This window comes from Oceanospirillum sediminis, from assembly GCF_014164585.1.
In the GTDB taxonomy this organism is placed as follows: domain Bacteria; phylum Pseudomonadota; class Gammaproteobacteria; order Pseudomonadales; family Halomonadaceae; genus Oceanospirillum; species Oceanospirillum sediminis.
The window spans coordinates 213,189-233,252 of record NZ_JACJFM010000002.1 but is presented as its reverse complement, the minus strand read 5'-3'; the positions used below and the strand labels follow the sequence as shown (position 1 = coordinate 233,252).

Below are 20,064 nucleotides of genomic sequence, written 5' to 3'. Positions count from 1 at the left end.
ATCAAATAAATACATTGAATTAAGAGTTTTTATCATGAGGATTTTCCGGCAGCTACGTATTAAGGCGACTATTCTGATATCAGCCCTGGGGCTGATGGCTTCACTGATGGTGCAGGCTGCAACCCTGATTCCGGCGGCACCTAAGCTGGCTGCGAGTTCATATGTGCTGATGGATGCTGATAGTGGTCAGATTCTGGTAGAGCATGATGCTGATAAGCAGCTGCCTCCTGCCAGTCTGACTAAGATGATGACAGCGTACATGGTTGAAGCTGAGATTGCTAAAGGCAGTATTACACCTGATGATCAGGTGCTGATCAGTGTTAAAGCCTGGAAAGCACCGGGTTCTCGTATGTTTATCAAAGAAGGGACTTCAGTTTCGATCTCTGATTTGCTGAAGGGGATTATTATCCAGTCGGGTAATGATGCCAGTATTGCTGTAGCCGAGCATATTGGTGGCAGTGAAGAGGCTTTTGCCGATCTGATGACTCAGCATGCACTGGCATTGGGTATGAAAAATACTCAGTACATGAACGCAACAGGCTTGCCGGCCCAGGGACACTTTTCTACGGCTCGTGATCTGGCAATTCTGGCAAATCGTATCATCAAAGATTACCCTGAACAGTACAGTGTTTATGCTGAGAAATACTTTACGTATAACAATATCCGTCAGCCGAATCGTAATCGTCTGTTGTGGCGTGATAAATCGGTGGATGGCCTGAAGACGGGGCATACAGAGGAAGCTGGTTACTGCCTGGTCGCGTCTGCTGAACGCAGTGGCATGCGCCTGATCTCTGTGGTTATGGGGACAAAATCAGAAGAAGCGCGGGCTCGTGAAAGTCAGAAATTGCTGGCTTATGGTTTTCGCTACTATGAAACACTGAAGCCTTACACTGCAGGTGAGGTTCTGAATGAGCCGCGTATCTGGGCGGGTGAGAGTGAGAAGGTCAAGCTGGGTATCAGAGATGATCTGAGTATGACTATTCCTCGCGGACAGGCTAAACGCCTGACGGCTAAACTGAATGTGAATAAAGTGATCAAGGCACCGGTTGTAGCCGGTGAAAGCTTCGGTGTTGTTCAGATCAGTCTGGATGGTAATGTACTGGCTGAAAGGCCTCTGGTTGCTCTGGAGTCTGTTAAGGAAGGTGGTTTCTTTAAGCGTCTGTGGGATAGTGTTGTTCTCTTCTTTACGGATCTGATGGGCTAGAATTTTTCCTGATTTGCCCCAATATTCTTCTGAGCCTGCACAGTTTTGCAGGCTCAGTTGTTTTAAATTGATGAGTTTTAATCCATTGCAAGATCTGATATAAACTATATCCGACTAAAACGCTTGGGTATATAACTCTGAACTATATTGATTGCCATAAGGACGGGGTGATGACCCCGTTTTTACGTTTCTGAGGTACTATCTGATGAGTCAGCAAGACGCTCCCAAGATTGAGTTTCCATGTGCATATCCATTGAAGATTGTCGGACGAACCGCACCTGATTTTAAGATGCTGGTGCTTGATGTCGTAGAGCGTCATGCTCCGGGGGTTGATCATTCAACGGTCAGTATTCAGGAAAGCAGCAATGGTCGTTTTCAGTCTGTTCGTGTGACGATTACAGCCACAGGTGAGCCTCAGATTATGGCATTGTTTGAGGCCCTTAAAGCAACAGGCCGGGTTCAGGTAGTCATCTGATTTGTTCGTTTTAGCGCTCATAATGATAATAAATTGAATATATAGCATGGTGCAGGGGAAAATGGTGAGACCGTTACAGGTGCGTTACCTTGGGCTGGTGCCTTATGAAGAAACCTGGCATCGGATGCAGGAATACACAGATCAGAGGGGACTGGATGATCCGGATCAGATCTGGTTATTAGAGCATCCTCCGGTTTTTACTCAGGGGCAGGCTGGTAAAGAGGAGCATTTGTTAAATACCGGCGATATTCCGGTCGTGAAAGTCGATCGCGGAGGTCAGGTTACTTACCACGGCCCCGGTCAGCTGGTCGTCTATCTGCTATTGAATGTTAAGCAGCTGGATATCGGAGTCAGGCAACTGGTTACGCTGATGGAAGAAGCGGTAACAGATGCTTTGCAGCGTTCAGGTGTTGATGCCTATGCTAAACCCGATGCCCCCGGAGTTTATGTTGCCATTGATAATACTGAAGCAAAAATTGCATCATTAGGGCTCAGGATTCGCCGGGGGTGCTCATTTCATGGGCTAGCGCTGAATCTTGATATGGATATGATGCCTTTCCTGCGTATTAACCCCTGTGGTTATCAGGGAATGCGCATGACACAATTAAAAGAGCTTGCGCCTCAGGTGACCCCTGAGCAGGCAACTCAATGGGTGCTGAATTACCTGGTAGCAGGGCTGGGTAATCCTCAAACAACAGAACATAAAGGGCTGGACTGATATATGAGTGCAACAGGCTCAGATAATGCTGCAATAGCCAAAAGCCTGGCAGCAAAAGCCGCTAAATCCGCCGGTAAAGTTGAGGCGGGTGTTAAACTGCGTGGAGCGGATAAAGTCTCCCGTATTCCGGTAAAAATTATCCCGACAGAAGAAGTACCTCGTAAGCCGGACTGGCTGAAAGTGCGTATGTATGCTTCACCTGAAGTTAAGCGTATTAAAGATACGCTGCGCAGCCATAAGCTGCATACTGTTTGTGAAGAGGCATCCTGTCCGAATATTGGTGAATGTTTCCACGGTGGAACGGCAACCTTCATGATTATGGGGGATATTTGTACCCGCCGCTGCCCATTTTGTGATGTGGCTCATGGTCGACCGAATGCTCTGAATGAAAGTGAGCCTCGTGAGCTGGCTGAGGCTATTGCAGATATGAGGCTGAAGTATGTTGTCATTACCTCAGTTGATCGCGATGATCTGAGAGATGGTGGTGCGCAGCATTTTGCTGATTGTATTTCTGAGACTCGTCAGCGTATGGATAGCATTGAGATTGAAGTGCTGGTGCCTGATTTTCGGGGGCGGATGGATATCGCACTGGATATTCTGGAGCAGACCCCACCGGATGTATTTAATCACAATCTGGAAACCGTTCCTGCTTTGTATCGTAAAGTCAGACCGGGTGCGGATTATCAGTGGTCTCTTGATCTGCTGAAACAATACAAAGAGCGTTGCCCGGATGTGCTGACCAAGTCTGGTCTGATGCTGGGGGTTGGTGAAACAAAAGAAGAAGTGGTAGAGGTGCTGAAGGATCTGCGTGCTCATAATGTAGATATGTTGACATTAGGTCAGTATATGCAGCCGTCTAAGAGTCACCTGCCGATTGATCGCTGGGTAACGCCTTCTGAGTTTGATGAATTGCGTGTGCTGGCGGAGGAAATGGGCTTTAAGCATGTCGCTTCAGGTCCTCTGGTTCGTTCTTCGTATCACGCGGATAAGCAGGCACATGGTGAAGAAGTGAAATGATTAATAGACTCCTCGTTGGTTGATATCAATTTACAGATGTGAATAAAAAGCCTGGAGTATCACTGATCCGGGCTTTTTATCGTGATGTGATTCGGGGCTACTGGCGTTGAGGAACCGGGCGTCTACCCACTTCTGCTGTTAACTGGTAGCGTTTGCCCTGCCGGAAAACGGTCAGGCTGATGCTTTCTCCCGGACGCTTCTGGGCAATCTGGTTCATCGTGCCCTGGCTGCTGATAACCGGTTGTCCCTCTACTGCAATAACAATGTCACCTGGCTGCATGCCAGCCCTGTGTGCCGGGCCATTGCGCAGCAGGCCAGCGATAACAATGCCCTGATTGCTGTTGTAGCCAAAAGAACGGGCCAGTTGAGGGGTAAGGTCTTGAACTTCTACGCCGAGCCAGCCTCGAACGACACTGCCTTCACGGACAATATCAACCATGATTTGTCTTGCAAGATCCGATGGAATGGCAAATCCAATTCCCTGAGAGCCACCGCTTTTACTGAAGATCGCTGTATTGATGCCTACCAGTTCGCCTCTAGGATTGACCAGGGCGCCTCCTGAGTTGCCCGGATTAATAGCGGCATCGGTCTGGATAAAATCTTCAAAAGTATTGATGCCCAGCTGATCCCGACCAGTTGCGCTAACAATGCCCATCGTAACGGTTTGCCCGACACCGAAAGGGTTACCAATAGCAAGCACAACATCCCCTACTTCCAGAGCATCTGAAGGTGCAATAGTAATTACGGGCAGTTCTTTCAGTGGGATACGTAAAACGGCAAGATCCGTTTCAGGGTCTGTGCCTACAACCCGGGCTATGGTTTCCCGTCCATCTTTGAGAGCAACCTTAATCTCATCTGCGCCGGCAATTACATGGTTGTTGGTCAGGATGTAACCATCGGTACTGATGATGACGCCTGATCCCAGGCTGGATTGCATACGTTCTTGCCTGGGCGTGCCGTTATATCCGAAAAACTGTCTGAATGCAGGGTCACTCAGCAGAGGGTGGCTGCGTTGCTGAACAATTTTGCTGGTATAGATATTAACAACGGCCGGAGCGGCCTGCTTTACAGCATCAGAATAGCTGTAGGGACCGCTCAGCCGAGGGGATTGCGCTGCCTGTGCTGCTTCAATAAAGACCGGAGTATTTGAGCCGGGCTGATTAGCATTCAGAAGCGTCTGCTGGTTAATGTACAGGCCAGCGATAGCTCCGACCAGTACAGGCCATGACAGATAACGAAGAAGCTTTTTCATAGGGTGTCCCGTAAATTCTGCGGGTTCTTTGCAAAGTTATCCCTGATATGGTGGCTTATCCTGTAAAATCAAGCAACAAATGATATGGCTTTGGAGTATTTATGAGCATTACGCTGACACAGCTGATACAACATCTGGACACCTTGCTTGAGCCTCAGATGTTTAAGGATTATTGCCCTAACGGTTTGCAAGTGCAGGGCAGGAATGAAGTGTCTGTTGTTGCCACAGCCGTAACAGCCAGTCAGAATATGGTGGATCAGGCGGCAGAGGCTGGGGCTGATGTACTGCTTGTGCATCATGGTTATTTCTGGCGTAACGAGCCGCAAGTGCTGACGGGGATGAAGTACCACAGAATTTCACAGCTGATTCGTAATGATATCAGTCTGCTGGCTTATCATTTGCCTCTGGACGCCCATCCTGAACTGGGAAATAACGCCCGGCTGGCGGCTATGCTTAGCTGGAAGATATCTGGCGGGCTGGAGCCGGGGAATTCAAGAAGTATCGGGCTGACAGGTGCACCGTTGAAGTCTTCCAGGGTGTCCGATATTGCATTGGAAATTACGAATAAGCTGAAAAGAGAGCCGCTGGTTATAGGTGATAAAGACAGGGTGGTTAAAAAGCTGGCCTGGTGCAGTGGAGCTGCGCAAGGGATGATTGAGCTGGCAGCAGAGGCAGGATGTGATCTGTTTGTCAGTGGGGAAATATCAGAAAACACTGTGCATGCGGCAAGAGAGCTGGGTATTACCTATATTGCAGCGGGGCATCATGCTACGGAGCGTTATGGTGTTCTTGCTCTGGGGGAATGGTTGCAGCGGGAAACCGGAATCAGGCACATTGCACTTGATGAAGAGAACCCGGTTTAAAACCGGGTTTTCTTTCAGTATAAAAGAGAGTAGGTTACAGGCCTTTAGGTGGCTCTGTACTTTCTTCTTTTTCTTTGTTCAGGCCAAAGTCTTCAGACAGAGTGCCCGATGTCTTAGGAGCGTAGTCTCTTGGTGGCTCTGATTCAGTCTGTTCTTCTGGTTCTGCTTCTTTTTTTTCTGCCGCTGTTTCGACAACAGGTTTTTTGATCAGGGTTGAATCATCACAGAAGCTTTCCGTGCCACTTTTAAGATGGCTGATCAATGCTTCATAGTTCTTTTCCAGAGTGCTGACCAGTTCGTCAGTGCGAACGAAGTGCTCACTGACATTGTCACTTAACTGCGCCAGTTGCAGCTCTTTTTCATTCATTCGGGTTTTCAGGTCAGAGCTGGTGTTGTTTCCTGCTGAACCTGATTTCAGCAGGTGAGAAATCAGGGCGCCAGCACCGGCACCTACGATAAAGGTCAGTACCAGCATTGACCAATCTACATTTGCTGCTTCCACGAGCGGCTCCTTCAAGCTTTTAACGGGTATCGCCTATTTTCAGAGGCAACATTATAGCGGTTTATTCAGCTGGTTGACTAATCAAAATCAATGATAAATCGCCATTCTGTACTCGTACTAAGGTCGATATTTGGGGGTTTAAGTCAGAATCAGTATAATACCGGCCTCATTTTTACTGCGAAAACCGGATAGGCCCCATGACACCATTAGAGCGTTATAAAAAAGATCTGGAGCGGGATGATTTTAGTTATGATCCGGCTCAGGAAATGGCGGTGAAGCACCTTCAGCGCTTATATGATGAGCTGGTTGCATGGCAGCCACCTGAGAAAGAAGCAGGCTTTGCAGGTAAATTGAAGGGGTTATTCGGTAAGAAAAAGGAAGAAGTCCAGCCTCTGATGGGGCTGTATTTCTGGGGTGGGGTTGGCCGTGGTAAGACGTATCTGGTGGATACTTTTTATGACAGCCTGCCATTTCCTGAGAAAATGCGGGTCCATTTTCATCGTTTTATGCAGCGTGTTCATGAGGATTTGCGCAAGTTTGACGGTGAAAAAAATCCTCTGACTCTGGTGGCTGCTCAGTTGGCCAAAGAGATTCGTGTACTTTGCCTTGATGAGTTTTTTGTTAAGGATATTACTGATGCTATGATTCTGGCTGGACTGCTGGATGAATTGTTTAAGAATGGTGTGAGTCTGGTAACAACATCCAATATTGTTCCTGATGGACTATATGAAAACGGTCTGCAACGAGCCCGCTTCCTGCCTGCTATTGATTTGCTGAAACAATATACTGAAGTGGTTAATGTGGACAGTGGTGTAGATTATCGCTTGCGTGCACTGGAACAGGCTGAAATCTATCATTACCCGCTGGATGCCGATGCTAATGCCAGTCTTGAGAAAAGCTTTAAGAGCATTGCTCTGGGGATGGGGCAGGCAGGTGCTGAAATTGAAATTAATCACCGCATGCTGAAAACTCAGCGCATTCATGATGATGTAGTGTGGTTTGATTTTTATGAGCTTTGTGATGGACCGCGTAGCCAGAATGATTATATTGAGCTTGCGAAAGAGTTCCATTCAGTGCTGTTAAGTGATGTACCTCAGATGAAGCGTACCACGGATGATCAGGCCAGACGTTTTATTAATCTGGTAGATGAATTCTATGATCGTAATGTGAAGCTGATTATTTCTGCTGAGGCAGGTATCAGTGAGCTTTATCTTGGAGGAACGCTGAGTTTTGAGTTTGACCGTACGGTCTCCCGTTTGCTGGAGATGCAGTCTCACGAATATCTGGCAAGAGAGCATCGTCCGTAAGAGGGCATAGTCCGTAGTGAGTATCTGAAGAAACTGGCAGGTGTTGTATTGACGGATATCAGTTTTAGGTCAGATCAGGTCAATTAACCTGAATTTAGGCAGTATACAGGGGTTAACTTTTTTAATGTTTGCCGCTATACTTCGCGCTCCTTTTTTAAGGTGATGAACGTTGCAAAGGAGATGCAACCAATAAAAATAGGCAACGGGTCTGCAGGAAAGAGAATGAATCTCTGATCGTATGGCCGATATAGGCTATTAAAAATGAAAACTTTTAGTGCAAAACCACAGACAGTCACTCGTGACTGGTATGTTGTCGACGCAAACGGTCTGACTCTGGGTCGTCTGGCTACAGAACTGGCTCGTCGTCTGCGCGGCAAGCATAAGGCTGAATATACTCCTCACGTAGATACTGGTGACTACCTGGTAGTAATCAACGCTGAGAAAGTTAAAGTTACTGGTAACAAAGCCAAAGACAAAATGTACTACCGTCATACTGGTTACATCGGTGGTATCAAGTCTATGTCTTTTGAGCAGATGATTGATCATGCTCCTGAGCGTGTTATCCAGCTGGCTGTTAAAGGCATGCTGCCAAAAGGTCCTCTGGGCCGTGCTATGCAGGCTAAATTGAAAGTGTATGCTGGTGAAACTCACCCACACGCTGCTCAACAGCCGCAAGAACTGAAACTTTAATAGGTAGGTAATCATGTCTGTAACTCAGTATTACGGTACAGGTCGTCGTAAGACCTCTTCTGCTCGTGTATTCCTGCGCGCTGGTTCTGGTAACATCACTGTTAACGGTAAAGCTCTGGATGAGTATTTTGGTCGTGTAACTGCACGTATCATCGTTCGTCAGCCTCTGGAACTGACAGAGAATGGTGAAAAATTCGATATCAACGTGACTGTAAAAGGTGGCGGTGATTTTGGTCAGGCTGGCGCGATTCGTCACGGTGTGACCCGTGCTCTGATTGAGTACGATGAGACTCTGCGTAAGCCTCTGCGTGATGCGGGTTATGTAACTCGTGACGCTCGTAAGGTTGAACGTAAGAAAGTGGGTCTGCGTAAAGCACGTAAGCGTCCACAGTTCTCCAAGCGTTAATTCGCTTACAGACCTTTTATCGGGTTTGTACAAGAGCGCTCAGGCAGTTTTTATGTCTGGGCGTTTTTTTTGTCCGAATTCAGAGAATATGCTGGCCTGAACAGTTGTTGACGCATAATTTCGACTATTTGTCATGCAACTAAGGCATTATTTTTACAGGGTTATATTTCCTTGTGTTGCCGGGCTGATTTTTTTACTATTTGTGCCATTTATTTTCCGTGAAAAATGACAAGGGGTTAGGCAATTTTCTCTAAAGGCTGCAGAGTAATGCTTTATTGCTTGTAACCTATTGAATTAGTTGCATAACTTTTTGAAGTTTAACGGGTTGGTTGATGGGAGAAACCTTACGATGAGTAATGACGGCGTAAACAAGGGGCGGCGCCGTTTCCTTCTCGGCGCGACATCTGCAGTTGGTGCAGTGGGCGTTGTGGGGGTAGCGGTACCCTTTGTTGCATCCTGGAACCCAAGCGCTAAAGCTAGGGCGGCAGGTGCTCCGGTAAAAGCTGATATTTCTAAGCTGCAGCCGGGACAGCAAATGACAGTAGAGTGGCGAGGTAAGCCTGTATGGGTTGTATACCGTACACCAGAAATGGTGGCTTCTCTGGAAAAACTGAATGACCAGGTGGCGGATCCGAACTCTGAGGTTCCACAGCAGCCTGAGTATGTGAAAGGCATTGCGCGCTCTCTGAAACCTGAGTACGCGGTAATGATTGGTATCTGTACTCACCTGGGTTGCTCCCCTACGTATCGTCCGGAAGTAGGGCCAGCTGATCTGGGAGATGACTGGCTGGGTGGTTTCTTCTGTCCTTGTCATGGTTCTCGTTTTGACTTGGCAGGTCGTGTATTCAAAAGCGTACCGGCGCCTGTGAATCTGGAGATTCCTCCATACAAGTACGAGTCTGACACTACGATTGTTATCGGTGTTGATCAGGAGGGCGCATAATGGCTGGTAGTCGTAATAAAGGCAATCCGGGCCTGATGGGCTGGATTGATGATCGTTTCCCTGCTACGGCAATGTGGGAAGATCATCTGAGTAAATACTATGCTCCAAAGAACTTTAACTTCTGGTATTTCTTTGGTTCTCTGGCACTGTTAGTACTGGTTAACCAGATTCTGACCGGTATCTGGCTGACCATGAGTTTTAACCCAAGTGCTGAAGGTGCTTTTGCTTCTGTTGAATACATCATGCGTGATGTTGAGTACGGCTGGCTATTGCGCTATATGCACTCCACGGGTGCTTCTGCATTCTTCGTAGTGGTATACCTGCATATGTTCCGTGGCCTGATGTACGGTTCGTACAAGGCACCGCGTGAACTGATCTGGATCTTCGGTATGGCTATCTACCTGGCGTTGATGGCAGAAGCCTTTATGGGGTATCTGCTGCCATGGGGGCAGATGTCTTACTGGGGCGCACAGGTAATTATCTCTCTGTTTACAGCGATTCCTGTAGTTGGTGCTGACCTCGCCCAGTGGGTGCGAGGTGACTTCCTTATCTCTGGTATTACTCTGAACCGTTTCTTTGCATTGCATGTTATTGCACTGCCAATCGTGTTGCTGGCGCTGGTTGTGCTGCATATTATTGCACTGCATGAGGTAGGCTCTAACAACCCGGACGGTAACGATATCAAGAAGCACAAAGATGAGAATGGTATTCCTCTGGACGGTATTCCTTTCCATCCTTACTACACGCTGAAAGATATTGTGGGTGTGGCAGTATTCCTGTTCGTATTCTGTACAATCATTTTCTACGCACCGGCAATGGGTGGTTACTTCCTTGAGCCACCAAACTTTGAACCGGCAAACGCACTGAAAACGCCTGCTCACATCGCTCCAGTGTGGTACTTCACTCCATTCTACGCGATGCTGCGTGCGATTAACTTCACGTTGTTTGGTCTGGATGCGAAGTTCCTGGGTGTTATCGTAATGGGTGCGGCGATTGCTATTCTGTTTGTGCTGCCGTGGCTGGATAAGAGCCCTGTGCGCTCTATGCGTTACAAAGGCATGATCAGTAAGCTGTTCCTGGTTGCATTTGCGATTAGCTTTGTGATTCTGGGTGTGCTGGGTGCTCTGCCTTCTACTCCGGGGCGTACACTTCTGGCTCAGGTGACAACAGCGATTTACTTCCTGTACTTCATTCTGATGCCTTGGTACACCAGAATTGAATCTACTAAACCAGTGCCAGAGAGGGTAACAGGCTAATGAAAAAGCAACTGATTGCACTGATTTTAGCGCTGGTTCCTTTTACGGCGCTTGCAGCCGGTGGCGGTAACGTTCACCTGGATAAAATGGAGCCTGATCTGTATGACAAAGCGTCTCTGCAGCGTGGTGCACAACTGTTTGTGAACTACTGTATGGGATGTCACTCTGCTCAGTATCAGCGCTTCGCTCGTACAGCAGAAGATCTGGGTATTCCTCAGGATGTGATTGAAGAAAACCTGATTTTCAGCAGTTCGCTGAAATATAATGATCAGATGCGTATTTCCATGCAAAAAGAAGATGCGGCGGTCTGGTTTGGTGCTGCGCCACCGGATCTGAGTCTGGAGACGCGTCTGCGTGGTACTGACTGGGTTTACACTTACCTGCGTAGCTTCTACGTGGATGAGAGTCGTCCATGGGGTGTGAACAATACTGTGTTTAAAGATGTAGGTATGCCTAACGTGCTGGCTTCCCTGCAGGGTGTTCAGGAGAAGGTTTGTGATCCTAACACGCATAATGCAGAGGTTGATCCGCTGACCGGTAAGCAAGTGGGTGATAGCTGTCTGAAAATCACTAAAGAAGGTGCCATGAGCAAGGTTGAGTTTGATCGTGCTATGTATGATCTGACTAACTTCCTGGCTTATGTTGGTGAGCCTTCTAAGCTGCAGAGTAATGCAATTGCGCCATGGGTTCTGGCATTTATTGTGCTGCTGGGTATCCTGGCTTACCTGCTGAAGAAAGAGTACTGGCGCGATATTCATTAATCGTTTCCATACTCTGGATTGAAGAGCGTGCAACCCTCAGGGGTTGCGCGCTTTTTTTGCTCTCTGAGCAAAGATATGCTTATATATTGGGCTTCAAATTTTTATAGGGGTAATAACATGGGTGTAGCAGCCAAGCGTTCCTCGATGACTTTTTACTCCAACGGCGAAGATCATTACAGCCATCGTGTACGTATTGTGCTGGCAGAAAAGGGTGTAGCGGTTGATATTCTGGACTGCACAGAAGCGAATAAACCTTCTGAGCTGGCCGATATTAATCCGTATAACAGCCTGCCAACGCTGGTTGATCGCGATCTGGTTCTGTATGAACCAAATGTGATGATGGAATATCTGGATGAGCGTTTTCCTCACCCGCCGTTGCTGCCGGTCTATCCTGTGGCTCGTGCACAGAGTCGTTTATGGATGCACCGTATTCAGCGTGAGTGGTGTACTCATGTAGATATTATTCTGGCAAACAGGGATGAAGAGTCGGTTGAAAAGGCCCGTAAAGAGCTGACAGAAAGTCTGGTGGGAATCAGTCCGATTTTTGAAGAAATGCCATATTTTATGAGTGATGAATTTACTATTGTAGATTGCTGTATCGCTCCTATTTTATGGCGTCTGCCTGCGCTGGACGTAGAGCTGCCTGAGAGTCAGGTGAAACCTCTGCTGCGTTATATGGAAGACAGGTTGTTTAATCGTGAGGCGTTTCAGGCCAGTTTATCTGAGGCTGAACGTGAAATGCGTCTGTAAGCAGGCTTAATATGTCATCTAGTCGTCCGTATCTTATTCGTGCTCTTTATGAGTGGCTGGCAGATAATGATCTGACACCTTACATTGCTGTTGATGCAACTATCGATAATGTGATGGTGCCTGAGCAGCACGTTCATGACGGTCAGATCGTACTGAATATCGCTATGTCCTCAGTGCGAGAGCTGGATATTTCCAATGAGGCTATCAGTTTCTCTGCTCGTTTTGGCGGAGTGCCTCAGCATGTCTACGTACCTGTAATGGCTGTTATGGCTATTTATGCCAGAGAGAATGCCCAGGGAATGGCCTTTGGCCAGGAGCCTGAAGTGCCTGATCCGGAGCCTGACAATGGTCTGTCGGTGATGTCTGAGTCTCTGTCTGATACAGAGGCTGAGCCTTCAGAAAAGAAAAGTTCCCGGCCTTCTCTGAAGGTTGTGAAATGAAAAATGGCGCTTTATGCGCCATTTTTTATTGTACTTTGCTTACTTGGTACTGGCTTAACGGGTCTGGCTACATTTCATCCATTCCCCCGAACAGCTGGTAATCAATCAGATCGCAAATACAGTGCATTGCCAGCAAGTGTATCTCCTGTATTCTGACAGGATGTTCTGCCGGGGCTCTGATTTCAAAGTCATCCGCGCTCAGAAGAGAGGCGACATCACCACCATTTCCTCCGGTCATCGCGATAACAGTCATGCTGCGCTCATGGGCAGCCTGGACAGCCTGGACAACATTGTTCGATTTACAGCTGGATGTGATAACCAGCAGAATATCTCCGGGTTGCCCCAGGGCCAGTACCTGGCGGGAGTAGATCTCGTTAAAGCTGCTATTGTTGGCAATAGCGCTGATTGAGGTGGCATCGGAAGACAGATTCATGGCTGGCAGACTGGGCCTGTCTCTATCGTGCTTATCCAGCAACTCAGAGGTGAAGTGTTGTGCCAGGGCAGCAGATCCGCCATTGCCGCAGCAGACAATTTTGTTGTCATTAATCAGGCAGTTCACCATCAGGGTACTGGCATGTTCAAGCAGTGGAGGAAGCATTTCGCTGGCAGTGGCCTGAGAGTCAATGCTGCTGTGGAAGTTTGCGATAATTCTGTCCTGAAGATCCATATGCTCTGTCTAACCGTGAATGGCTGATTGCAGCCATTGAAAATGATAGTTCTCTGTTTGTCCGGGCGTCAGTACGACTGCATCTATGCGCCATGGCTGGTTGCTGGGATAGCGTTGATTGTACAGCATGGCTGAACGGATTAAACGTTGTTGCTTGTTATAGTTGATGCTTTCTGCTGCTGATCCGAAGCGAGCGTGTTTACGGAAGCGAACTTCAATAAATACGCGGTAATGGCCGTCCTGCATTATCAGATCAATTTCACCTGTTCTGAACCTGATATTTCTTGCGATAGGAATTAGCCCCTGAGTTATCAGATACTGCTCCGCTGCCTGCTCTGTTTGCTGTCCTTTCTGGTATGACGTCCCTGTCATTGACTGCTTCCTTTTATTGGGTGGTGCTTTGTCTGCTTGTGTTCTGCCCGATTGCTTGCTGTTGCGCATGGTGGCGGGTTACCGGTATGCCGTCTTCAAACCTGGCCCAGTCCAGTTCTCGCTGAATTCTACCGTCGGTCTGCATAGAGAGAGTGCCTGTTGCGCCATATACTTTGCTGCCTGGTAACAGGCTGATCATTCTCAGGCGTCCAGCGATCTGTAGTGCATCGCTCCCCATAGCAAATAGTCTGCCATAACGGTTGATTTCTGATTGCCAGGCCGTGTCAATCTGCTGCTTAAGTAATGGAGGGGTTTCCAGATACCAGGGGATATCGCAGAAGTTAATGCCATTAAGATCCTGATCCCGTTTTGCGTTAGGTTGCCCGTTGTACAGGTGGGATGTGGCATATACCGGGAGCTCTGATGCAAAATAAAATGCCAGTGCAGGCTTAACCTGGCGAGCTGTGGCTGGTGTGGCGACCAGGAACATAAGGTCGATATCTTTCCGGCGTCTGGGTTCAAAATTCAGCTTTTGTCCTAGCAGTTTGACCAGACGCTTTTTTCGTTCTTCGCTCTTGTCTATCTCCAGAGTGTGCTTAATGCTCAATGCCAGATTGGTATCTGTATTGTATCGGGCTGATGTGGCAACTTTACCCCCCTGTTGTGTCCAGCGATCTCTGAATGCACTCAGAGCACGATTTCCCCAGCTATTGGAAGGTGTGAGTGTAAGCGCAGTTTTTTTGCCATCCTGCCAGGCTCGTTGTGCCGCTTGTGAGGCCTCATCTTCTACTGAAATGGCGTACTGAACGAGTTCCTGATTGTTGCGGTCTGATAGTGTGCCGTAATTCAGGGCTAGTGTTGGCATGGCCAGGCTGGATTTTTGCTGAAGAGCAGTGACCTTGTCTTTGGCCAGAGGGCCTATTGCGACTTGGGCACCAGCTTCAGAAGCAGCTGAATACAGTTGATTGACAGAAAGTTTATTGCTGTCAAAGAAGCTGAGTTCCGGAGGTTGCGATCCCAGAGTTTTGTTGTGTATGGCAGAGGCGATGATGCCATCGCGGATAGCATTACCTGCTCTGGCCAGTTTACCTGACTGAGGCAGAAAAACGGCAATATGCGTGATCGGGTTTCGGCTGATCTCATCCAGGAATGAAATGTCCCTGGGCATGAATTCGACAGCCGGGTGGGTTGGCCAGTATTCCAGCCATCTGTTCAGTTCGGTAGTGAACTGGTCCAGATTGGCAGATGCTTCTTTTCTGACTCGTGCCAGATCCAGCCAGCCCTGCATCTCTTCATCAGTTTCTTCTGCCAGCAGCAGTCGTATATCTTCCTGGCTCATGTTCAGCAGGCTGTTCCATAACCCGGCATAGGCTTCGCTCTGAGACTGGCCTGTCTGAATTCTGGCCAGGGTCATGTATTCTCGGGCACTACTTTCGTGGTACCCCATCAGAGCATAGGCTCTGGCACGGTACAGAGTCAGGATCTGCTGATCTTTACCATTAAGGCGCTCGTAAATGTTGCTGCCGGCGTTATTAAGAGCCTGCATGGCTTGCCAGCCGTCGCCCTGTTCAAGGCTGAGTCTGGCGGTCAGCATGACATACAGTTTCTGCTGTTTGAATGGCAGGCGCTGAGTCTGAATCAGGCTCAGGATATTAAGCGCTGCTTCAGAACGGCCTTCCTGTGCTAGAATCTCAGCGGCTTTCAGGCGATAAATCTGAGCCTGGTCAAAACTGCTCTGCTGAGCAAGAGAAAGAAGATCATCTGCTGATAGTCTGCTCTGTTCTGAGTGAATGCCGGTTTCTTGCTGTGCCGATGGAGTTCCGTTCTTTGTTGCTGTCGACCCGCAGGCTGTCAGGAGCAAGGCTGCTGAACAGCTGAGGAGCAACTTGTATCTCTGTCTGGTTTTTACAGACAGATCAGTAAACCGCAGTAACGATGCAGGCATAATCTGACTCTTTTTTGTCCACTAATCACACTGAATAACACAGGTTTAAAGGATGTCCGAATCCGTATTGTACGTGGTTGCCACTCCGATTGGTAATCTTGCTGATATTTCTGAGCGAGCAATCAGTGTTTTACGCTCTGTCGATCTGATTGCGGCAGAGGATACTCGCCATACACGTCAGTTGCTGATGCATTTTACTATCAATAAGCCGTTATTTTCGGTGCATGATCATAACGAAGAGCAGAGAGTCTCCAGGGTGCTGGATGAATTGAGTCAGGGGCGTTCAATTGCCCTTGTATCTGATGCGGGAACCCCTCTGATCTCTGATCCGGGCTTTGTGGTTGTCCGTGCAGTCAGGCAGGCGGGGTTCAGTGTCATACCTGTACCGGGAGCCTGTGCTCTGGTAACGGCTTTATCGGCTGCAGGGATACCGACAGACCGCTTCTGTTTTGAAGGCTTTTTACCTGCAAAAAGCAGTGGGCGCAAAAAGCAGCTGCAAAAACTGGCGGAAGAAACGAGAACAATGGTGTTTTATGAGTCACCTCACAGAGTACTGGAGAGCCTGAAAGATATTGCAGAGGTGTTTGGTGAAGGTCGGGAACTGACCCTGGCCCGGGAGTTGACTAAAACCTTCGAAACCTTTCTCAGTGGTTCTCTGGCTGAGGTGATTGAGCAGGTTGAAGCTGATAGTAATCAGAGAAAGGGCGAGTTTGTGCTGGTGGTAGCCGGGGCAGACGAGTCGTCGGATGATGATGAGGGTTCGGTTGCTGCCGGGCGAGTGCTTGAGGTGTTACTGGAAGAGTTGCCTGTTAAGCAAGCGGCTGCTCTGACAGCAAAAATTACCGGACAGAAAAAAAATTCGCTTTATCAGCAAGCGCTGTCAATGCAAAAAAACTGAGTCTGATGGATCGCTGAGGCTGGTGGTGGACTGGTAGTGGTAAGTCGTAACCATCTGTCTGATTTTCCTGTAGTTTGCTGGTGAATAAAAAAACAGGTTGTATGCAGGAGTGTTAGCTTATATGCTACGCGGTCTGGAGTTGGCCAGACAGTCGCTGCTGCATTTTATGCAGGGGAGGAAAGTCCGGGCTCCGAAGGGCAGGGTGCCAGGTAACACCTGGGGGGCGTGAGCCTACGGAAAGTGCAGCAGAGAGTAAACCGCCGATGGCCTCGCAGAGGCACAGGTAAGGGTGAAAGGGTGCGGTAAGAGCGCACCGCGCAACTGGTAACAGTTTGTGGCATGGTAAACCCCACCCGGAGCAAGACCAAATAGGAATCCAAATGTGCGGCCCGCACTGGATTCGGGTAGGTTGCTTGAGGTTTATGGCGACGTAAATCCCAGATGAATGACTGTTCAAGACAGAACCCGGCTTATCGGCCAGCTCCCACCATTCCGTGGCCCCTGTTTTCAGGGGCTTCATTCCGCTCAATTCACATCAACTGACCAGAATACACCATGACGCAAGCCTTTCAGCACCTGACCGTTTTGTTGGATGAAGCCGTAGCGGCTTTAGTTCATAATCCATCCGGAAATTATATTGATGGAACTTTTGGTCGAGGGGGACATTCTCGTCTGATTCTGGGCCAGCTGGCGGATGATGGTCGCTTGTTCGGAATTGATAAAGATCCGGAAGCGCTGGCTGTAGCCAGAGATCTGAAATCGTCTGATCAGAGATTCAGTATTTTTCCGGGGTCCTTTGCTGAAATTGAACATTATGCAACTTCGGCCGGTATCGCAGGGCAGCTGGATGGTATTCTGCTGGACCTCGGCGTATCTTCACCTCAGTTAGATGATCCTGAGCGTGGTTTCAGCTTCATGAATGATGGGCCTCTGGATATGCGAATGAACCCTGATGCAGGTGAATCTGCTGCAGAGTGGGTTAATCGGGCATCAGAGTCTGAAATTATCCGTGTTCTGAAGGATTATGGTGAGGAACGGTTTGCCCGGCGTATGGCCAGAGCTATTATTGCAGAGCGCCAGGAAACTCCGATCACCAGGACGGCAAGGCTGGCGCAGATCATTAAGGATGCTAATCCTGCATGGGAGAAAGGCAAACATCCGGCAACCCGTGCATTCCAGGGTATCCGTATCCATATTAATAAAGAGCTGGAAGACCTGGAGATCTGTCTGGAAAAATCTCTGGACTTACTTAAGCCCGGAGGCAAGCTGGTCGTAATCAGCTTCCATTCGCTGGAAGATCGTATTGTAAAGCGTTTTATGCGGGATATGGCCAAAGGGGATACTCATCTGCCGCCGGGTGTGCCTTTTACTCAGGAACAACTGAATATACGATTAAAGCTGTCAGGGAAGGCAATTAAGCCGTCGGCTGATGAAGTTCGTCATAATCCCCGGTCTCGTAGCGCTGTTATGCGTATTGCTGAGAAAGTTTAAAGTCAGCCTGGTCTGATTTTGCTAAAGAGAGTGTTATGAAGCCAGAAGGACAGCATAAAGGCGCAACCCCACGTCATGCGGATCAGCCCGGACCTGTGCAGAGAATGAAGGCTGAGTTTTTAGCCTTAATGCCTGAACGTATTCCTTATTCCGCCTGGTTGTTTATGGCATTCTCCCTTGTGGTTCTTTTTTCTTCATTATTGGTGGTTTACGCTGCATATGAGAGTCGACTGGCGTATGCTGAGCTGAGAGAGCTGGAGCAGCAACAGCGCTATTTTGAAGAAGAGTGGGGCCAGCTGATGCTGGAGCGCAGCACTCTGTCTTCCCCGGATCGTATTGAAAAGCTGGCACGTGAGTCCTTACAGATGAAAGTGGCTTCTCCTAAACAGATTCAGGTGCTGAAGTGAAAGAAAAAACGATTCTGGCGATTATCGGTTATCGCTACCCTATTGCTCTGGCTGTTCTGGGGCTGGCTGCTCTTATTCTGTCCGGGCGTATGATTCAGTTACACATTGCAGATCGTACATTTCTCCAGGAACAGGGTGATGCACGTAGTGTCCGGATCGATTCTATTCCTGGTTATCGCGGTATGATCCGGGACAGAAATGGCGAACCCCTGGCGGTCAGCACTCCCGTTACGACAATCTGGGCAAATCCCCGGCACTTTAAAGCCGATGATATGGAGCTTAAAGAGCTGGCCCGGCGTCTGGATCTTTCTCTGTCTTTCCTGAAAGACAAGATGAAGCGGGCCGAGAGTAAAGGGTTTATTTATCTGAAGCGTCATATGATTCCCCATGAAGCACGAGAGATACTGGACCTTCGTATTCGGGGGGTGTACGCACAATATGAATACAAGCGTTACTATCCTGCCCATGAGATGGCTGCCCATCTGATTGGTTTTACCAATATTGATGATAAAGGCCAGGAAGGCCTGGAACTGACCTTTGATGAAGCCCTGGCGGGTGAGCCAGGGCAGAAGAAAATTCTGAAAGATCGTCGTGGGCATGTGTTCCGGGATCTTCAGGTCATTAAAACACCTCAGCCCGGCCAGACTCTGGATCTGACTATTGATCTCAAACTGCAATTTATGGCTTACCGTGAGCTGAAGGCCGCAGTGGATCAGCATAAGGCGAAATCCGGTGCCGTTGTGATGCTGGATGCCCGAAGCGGTGAGGTTCTGGCGATGGTGAATCAACCTTCGTTTAACCCCAATGATCGTTCAGGGCTGGATGTGGCTGCGTTGAGAAATCGGGCTATGATTGACCTGTTTGAGCCAGGCTCAACCGTTAAACCCCTGACGATTGCTGCAGCCATTAACAGTGGTCAGTACAAAGCGACAGATTCTGTTGATACCTCACCGGGATATATGAGGCTGGGAGGAAGCAGCATTCGTGATTTTCGTAATTACGGTACGCTGAGTATGACCCGGATTATTACCAAGTCCAGTAATGTCGGGGTTGCTCGTATTGCTTTGTCTATGGCAGAAGATACCGTTGCTAACTTTTTTCAGCAGCTGGGCTTAGGGCAGACAACAGGAACAGGGTTTCCAGGAGAAGGTGTTGGTACTCTGCTGATTCCAAAGGCCAGAGAAAAGGCACGTATTGCTACTATGGCTTATGGTTATGGTCTGGCGGTGACTTCTTTGCAGTTAGCACAGGCTTACCAGGTTCTGGCTAATCGTGGACTGAAAAAACATATTTCCCTGGTGAAGGGTATGGATACTATACCTGATGAGCAGGTCATGTCTCCGGATACCTCTCGGGCAGTCATAGAAATGATGGAGACGGTTACGCAGAGGGGCGGTACAGGCACCCGGGCTGCTGTGCCCGGATATCGTATTGCAGGTAAAACCGGTACTGTGCATAAGGTCAGTGCTGCCGGAGGGTATGATAACGAATATATGGCCGTCTTCGCTGGCATTGCTCCGGTTTCGGATCCCCGTATTGTGATGGTGATCTGGGTCGATAGCCCTTCCGGACAGGAATATTATGGTGGTGAAGTAGCGGCCCCTATCTTTGGTCGGATCATGGGTAATGCGTTACGTTATCTTAATATCAGACCTGATAATATCGAAGCAGCGGCCTCTTCTGTAAAGGAAAAATAAGGA

Annotated in this window: 22 protein-coding genes and 1 other RNA gene; 18 read left to right on the top strand and 5 right to left on the bottom strand. The window is 48.5% G+C overall.

The features are described 5' to 3' along the window. The first annotated feature begins 34 nt into the window (after positions 1–34). The 4 genes from H4O21_RS02645 to lipA all read left to right on the top strand — a co-directional run bounded on the left by H4O21_RS02645 (position 35) and on the right by lipA (position 3,414). The gene (locus H4O21_RS02645) at positions 35–1,204 is read left to right on the top strand and encodes a D-alanyl-D-alanine carboxypeptidase family protein (RefSeq protein ID WP_182807283.1); all 1,170 of its coding nucleotides are present in this window, start codon (positions 35–37) and stop codon (positions 1,202–1,204) included. Positions 1,205–1,409: 205 nt separating this feature from the next. Continuing rightward, positions 1,410–1,679, top strand: coding sequence for an HP0495 family protein (locus tag H4O21_RS02640; RefSeq protein ID WP_182807282.1), 270 nt, complete (start codon positions 1,410–1,412; stop codon positions 1,677–1,679). A gap of 61 nt (positions 1,680–1,740) precedes the next feature. Further along, positions 1,741–2,397: a lipoyl(octanoyl) transferase LipB gene (lipB, locus tag H4O21_RS02635; RefSeq protein ID WP_182807281.1), complete on the top strand. Its 657-nt coding sequence runs from the start codon at positions 1,741–1,743 to the stop codon at positions 2,395–2,397. A gap of 3 nt (positions 2,398–2,400) precedes the next feature. Next, the gene (gene lipA, locus H4O21_RS02630) at positions 2,401–3,414 is read left to right on the top strand and encodes a lipoyl synthase (protein ID WP_182807280.1); all 1,014 of its coding nucleotides are present in this window, start codon (positions 2,401–2,403) and stop codon (positions 3,412–3,414) included. 97 nt (positions 3,415–3,511) lie between these two features. Here lipA and H4O21_RS02625 read toward each other — a convergent pair whose 3' ends face one another. Further along, positions 3,512–4,666 (bottom strand): Do family serine endopeptidase, encoded by a 1,155-nt coding sequence (locus tag H4O21_RS02625; protein ID WP_182807279.1) that lies wholly within the window; start codon positions 4,664–4,666, stop codon positions 3,512–3,514. Between the two features lie 101 nt (positions 4,667–4,767). Here H4O21_RS02625 and H4O21_RS02620 point away from each other — a divergent pair, with 101 nt between their 5' ends. Then, positions 4,768–5,529, top strand: coding sequence for a Nif3-like dinuclear metal center hexameric protein (locus tag H4O21_RS02620; protein ID WP_182807278.1), 762 nt, complete (start codon positions 4,768–4,770; stop codon positions 5,527–5,529). A 34-nt stretch (positions 5,530–5,563) separates the two neighbouring features. Here the strand turns inward: H4O21_RS02620 and H4O21_RS02615 are convergent, their stop codons facing one another. Further along, positions 5,564–6,031, bottom strand: a complete 468-nt coding sequence (locus H4O21_RS02615; RefSeq protein WP_182807277.1) for a Z-ring associated ZapG family protein — start codon at positions 6,029–6,031, stop codon at positions 5,564–5,566. 197 nt (positions 6,032–6,228) lie between these two features. Between H4O21_RS02615 and zapE the strand changes: the two genes are divergently transcribed. From zapE to H4O21_RS02575, 8 genes are all read left to right on the top strand, one after another. Then, positions 6,229–7,338, top strand: coding sequence for a cell division protein ZapE (zapE, locus tag H4O21_RS02610; RefSeq protein ID WP_182807276.1), 1,110 nt, complete (start codon positions 6,229–6,231; stop codon positions 7,336–7,338). Positions 7,339–7,599: 261 nt separating this feature from the next. Beyond that, positions 7,600–8,028: a 50S ribosomal protein L13 gene (gene rplM, locus H4O21_RS02605; RefSeq protein ID WP_182807275.1), complete on the top strand. Its 429-nt coding sequence runs from the start codon at positions 7,600–7,602 to the stop codon at positions 8,026–8,028. Between the two features lie 13 nt (positions 8,029–8,041). Then, a complete protein-coding gene (gene rpsI / locus H4O21_RS02600; protein WP_182807274.1) occupies positions 8,042–8,434 on the top strand; it encodes a 30S ribosomal protein S9 in 393 nt (130 codons plus the stop codon). A gap of 349 nt (positions 8,435–8,783) precedes the next feature. After that, on the top strand, positions 8,784–9,377 hold the full coding sequence (gene petA / locus H4O21_RS02595) for a ubiquinol-cytochrome c reductase iron-sulfur subunit (RefSeq protein ID WP_182807273.1): 594 nt from the start codon (positions 8,784–8,786) through the stop codon (positions 9,375–9,377). Further along, positions 9,377–10,633 carry a cytochrome b gene (locus H4O21_RS02590; protein WP_182807272.1) on the top strand — a complete coding sequence of 419 codons (1,257 nt, stop codon included), beginning with the start codon at positions 9,377–9,379 and terminating at the stop codon, positions 10,631–10,633. Before petA ends, H4O21_RS02590 begins: the two co-directional genes overlap by 1 nt. Then, positions 10,633–11,394, top strand: a complete 762-nt coding sequence (locus H4O21_RS02585; protein ID WP_182807271.1) for a cytochrome c1 — start codon at positions 10,633–10,635, stop codon at positions 11,392–11,394. The genes H4O21_RS02590 and H4O21_RS02585 overlap by 1 nt, the downstream gene beginning before the upstream one ends. A gap of 117 nt (positions 11,395–11,511) precedes the next feature. Beyond that, a complete protein-coding gene (locus tag H4O21_RS02580; RefSeq protein WP_182807270.1) occupies positions 11,512–12,144 on the top strand; it encodes a glutathione S-transferase N-terminal domain-containing protein in 633 nt (210 codons plus the stop codon). A gap of 11 nt (positions 12,145–12,155) precedes the next feature. Continuing rightward, positions 12,156–12,584 (top strand): ClpXP protease specificity-enhancing factor, encoded by a 429-nt coding sequence (locus H4O21_RS02575; protein ID WP_182807269.1) that lies wholly within the window; start codon positions 12,156–12,158, stop codon positions 12,582–12,584. 67 nt (positions 12,585–12,651) lie between these two features. Here the strand turns inward: H4O21_RS02575 and H4O21_RS02570 are convergent, their stop codons facing one another. The 3 genes from H4O21_RS02570 to H4O21_RS02560 are packed head-to-tail and all read right to left on the bottom strand — an operon-like array spanning position 12,652 to position 15,508. Further along, positions 12,652–13,251, bottom strand: a complete 600-nt coding sequence (locus H4O21_RS02570; protein ID WP_182807268.1) for an SIS domain-containing protein — start codon at positions 13,249–13,251, stop codon at positions 12,652–12,654. A gap of 9 nt (positions 13,252–13,260) precedes the next feature. Further along, on the bottom strand, positions 13,261–13,623 hold the full coding sequence (locus H4O21_RS02565; protein ID WP_182807267.1) for a YraN family protein: 363 nt from the start codon (positions 13,621–13,623) through the stop codon (positions 13,261–13,263). A 13-nt stretch (positions 13,624–13,636) separates the two neighbouring features. Then, positions 13,637–15,508: a penicillin-binding protein activator gene (locus H4O21_RS02560; protein ID WP_220495470.1), complete on the bottom strand. Its 1,872-nt coding sequence runs from the start codon at positions 15,506–15,508 to the stop codon at positions 13,637–13,639. 112 nt (positions 15,509–15,620) lie between these two features. Here H4O21_RS02560 and rsmI point away from each other — a divergent pair, with 112 nt between their 5' ends. The 5 genes from rsmI to H4O21_RS02535 all read left to right on the top strand — a co-directional run bounded on the left by rsmI (position 15,621) and on the right by H4O21_RS02535 (position 20,061). Next, positions 15,621–16,466: a 16S rRNA (cytidine(1402)-2'-O)-methyltransferase gene (rsmI, locus tag H4O21_RS02555; RefSeq protein ID WP_182807265.1), complete on the top strand. Its 846-nt coding sequence runs from the start codon at positions 15,621–15,623 to the stop codon at positions 16,464–16,466. A 135-nt stretch (positions 16,467–16,601) separates the two neighbouring features. Further along, an RNA gene (gene rnpB, locus H4O21_RS02550) (RNase P RNA component class A) lies at positions 16,602–16,955 on the top strand. Between the two features lie 66 nt (positions 16,956–17,021). Next, positions 17,022–17,957 carry a 16S rRNA (cytosine(1402)-N(4))-methyltransferase RsmH gene (gene rsmH, locus H4O21_RS02545; RefSeq protein ID WP_182807264.1) on the top strand — a complete coding sequence of 312 codons (936 nt, stop codon included), beginning with the start codon at positions 17,022–17,024 and terminating at the stop codon, positions 17,955–17,957. A gap of 35 nt (positions 17,958–17,992) precedes the next feature. Next, on the top strand, positions 17,993–18,364 hold the full coding sequence (ftsL, locus tag H4O21_RS02540; RefSeq protein WP_182807263.1) for a cell division protein FtsL: 372 nt from the start codon (positions 17,993–17,995) through the stop codon (positions 18,362–18,364). After that, positions 18,361–20,061, top strand: a complete 1,701-nt coding sequence (locus H4O21_RS02535) for a peptidoglycan D,D-transpeptidase FtsI family protein (protein ID WP_368737510.1) — start codon at positions 18,361–18,363, stop codon at positions 20,059–20,061. The genes ftsL and H4O21_RS02535 overlap by 4 nt, the downstream gene beginning before the upstream one ends. Positions 20,062–20,064: the final 3 nt, after the last annotated feature.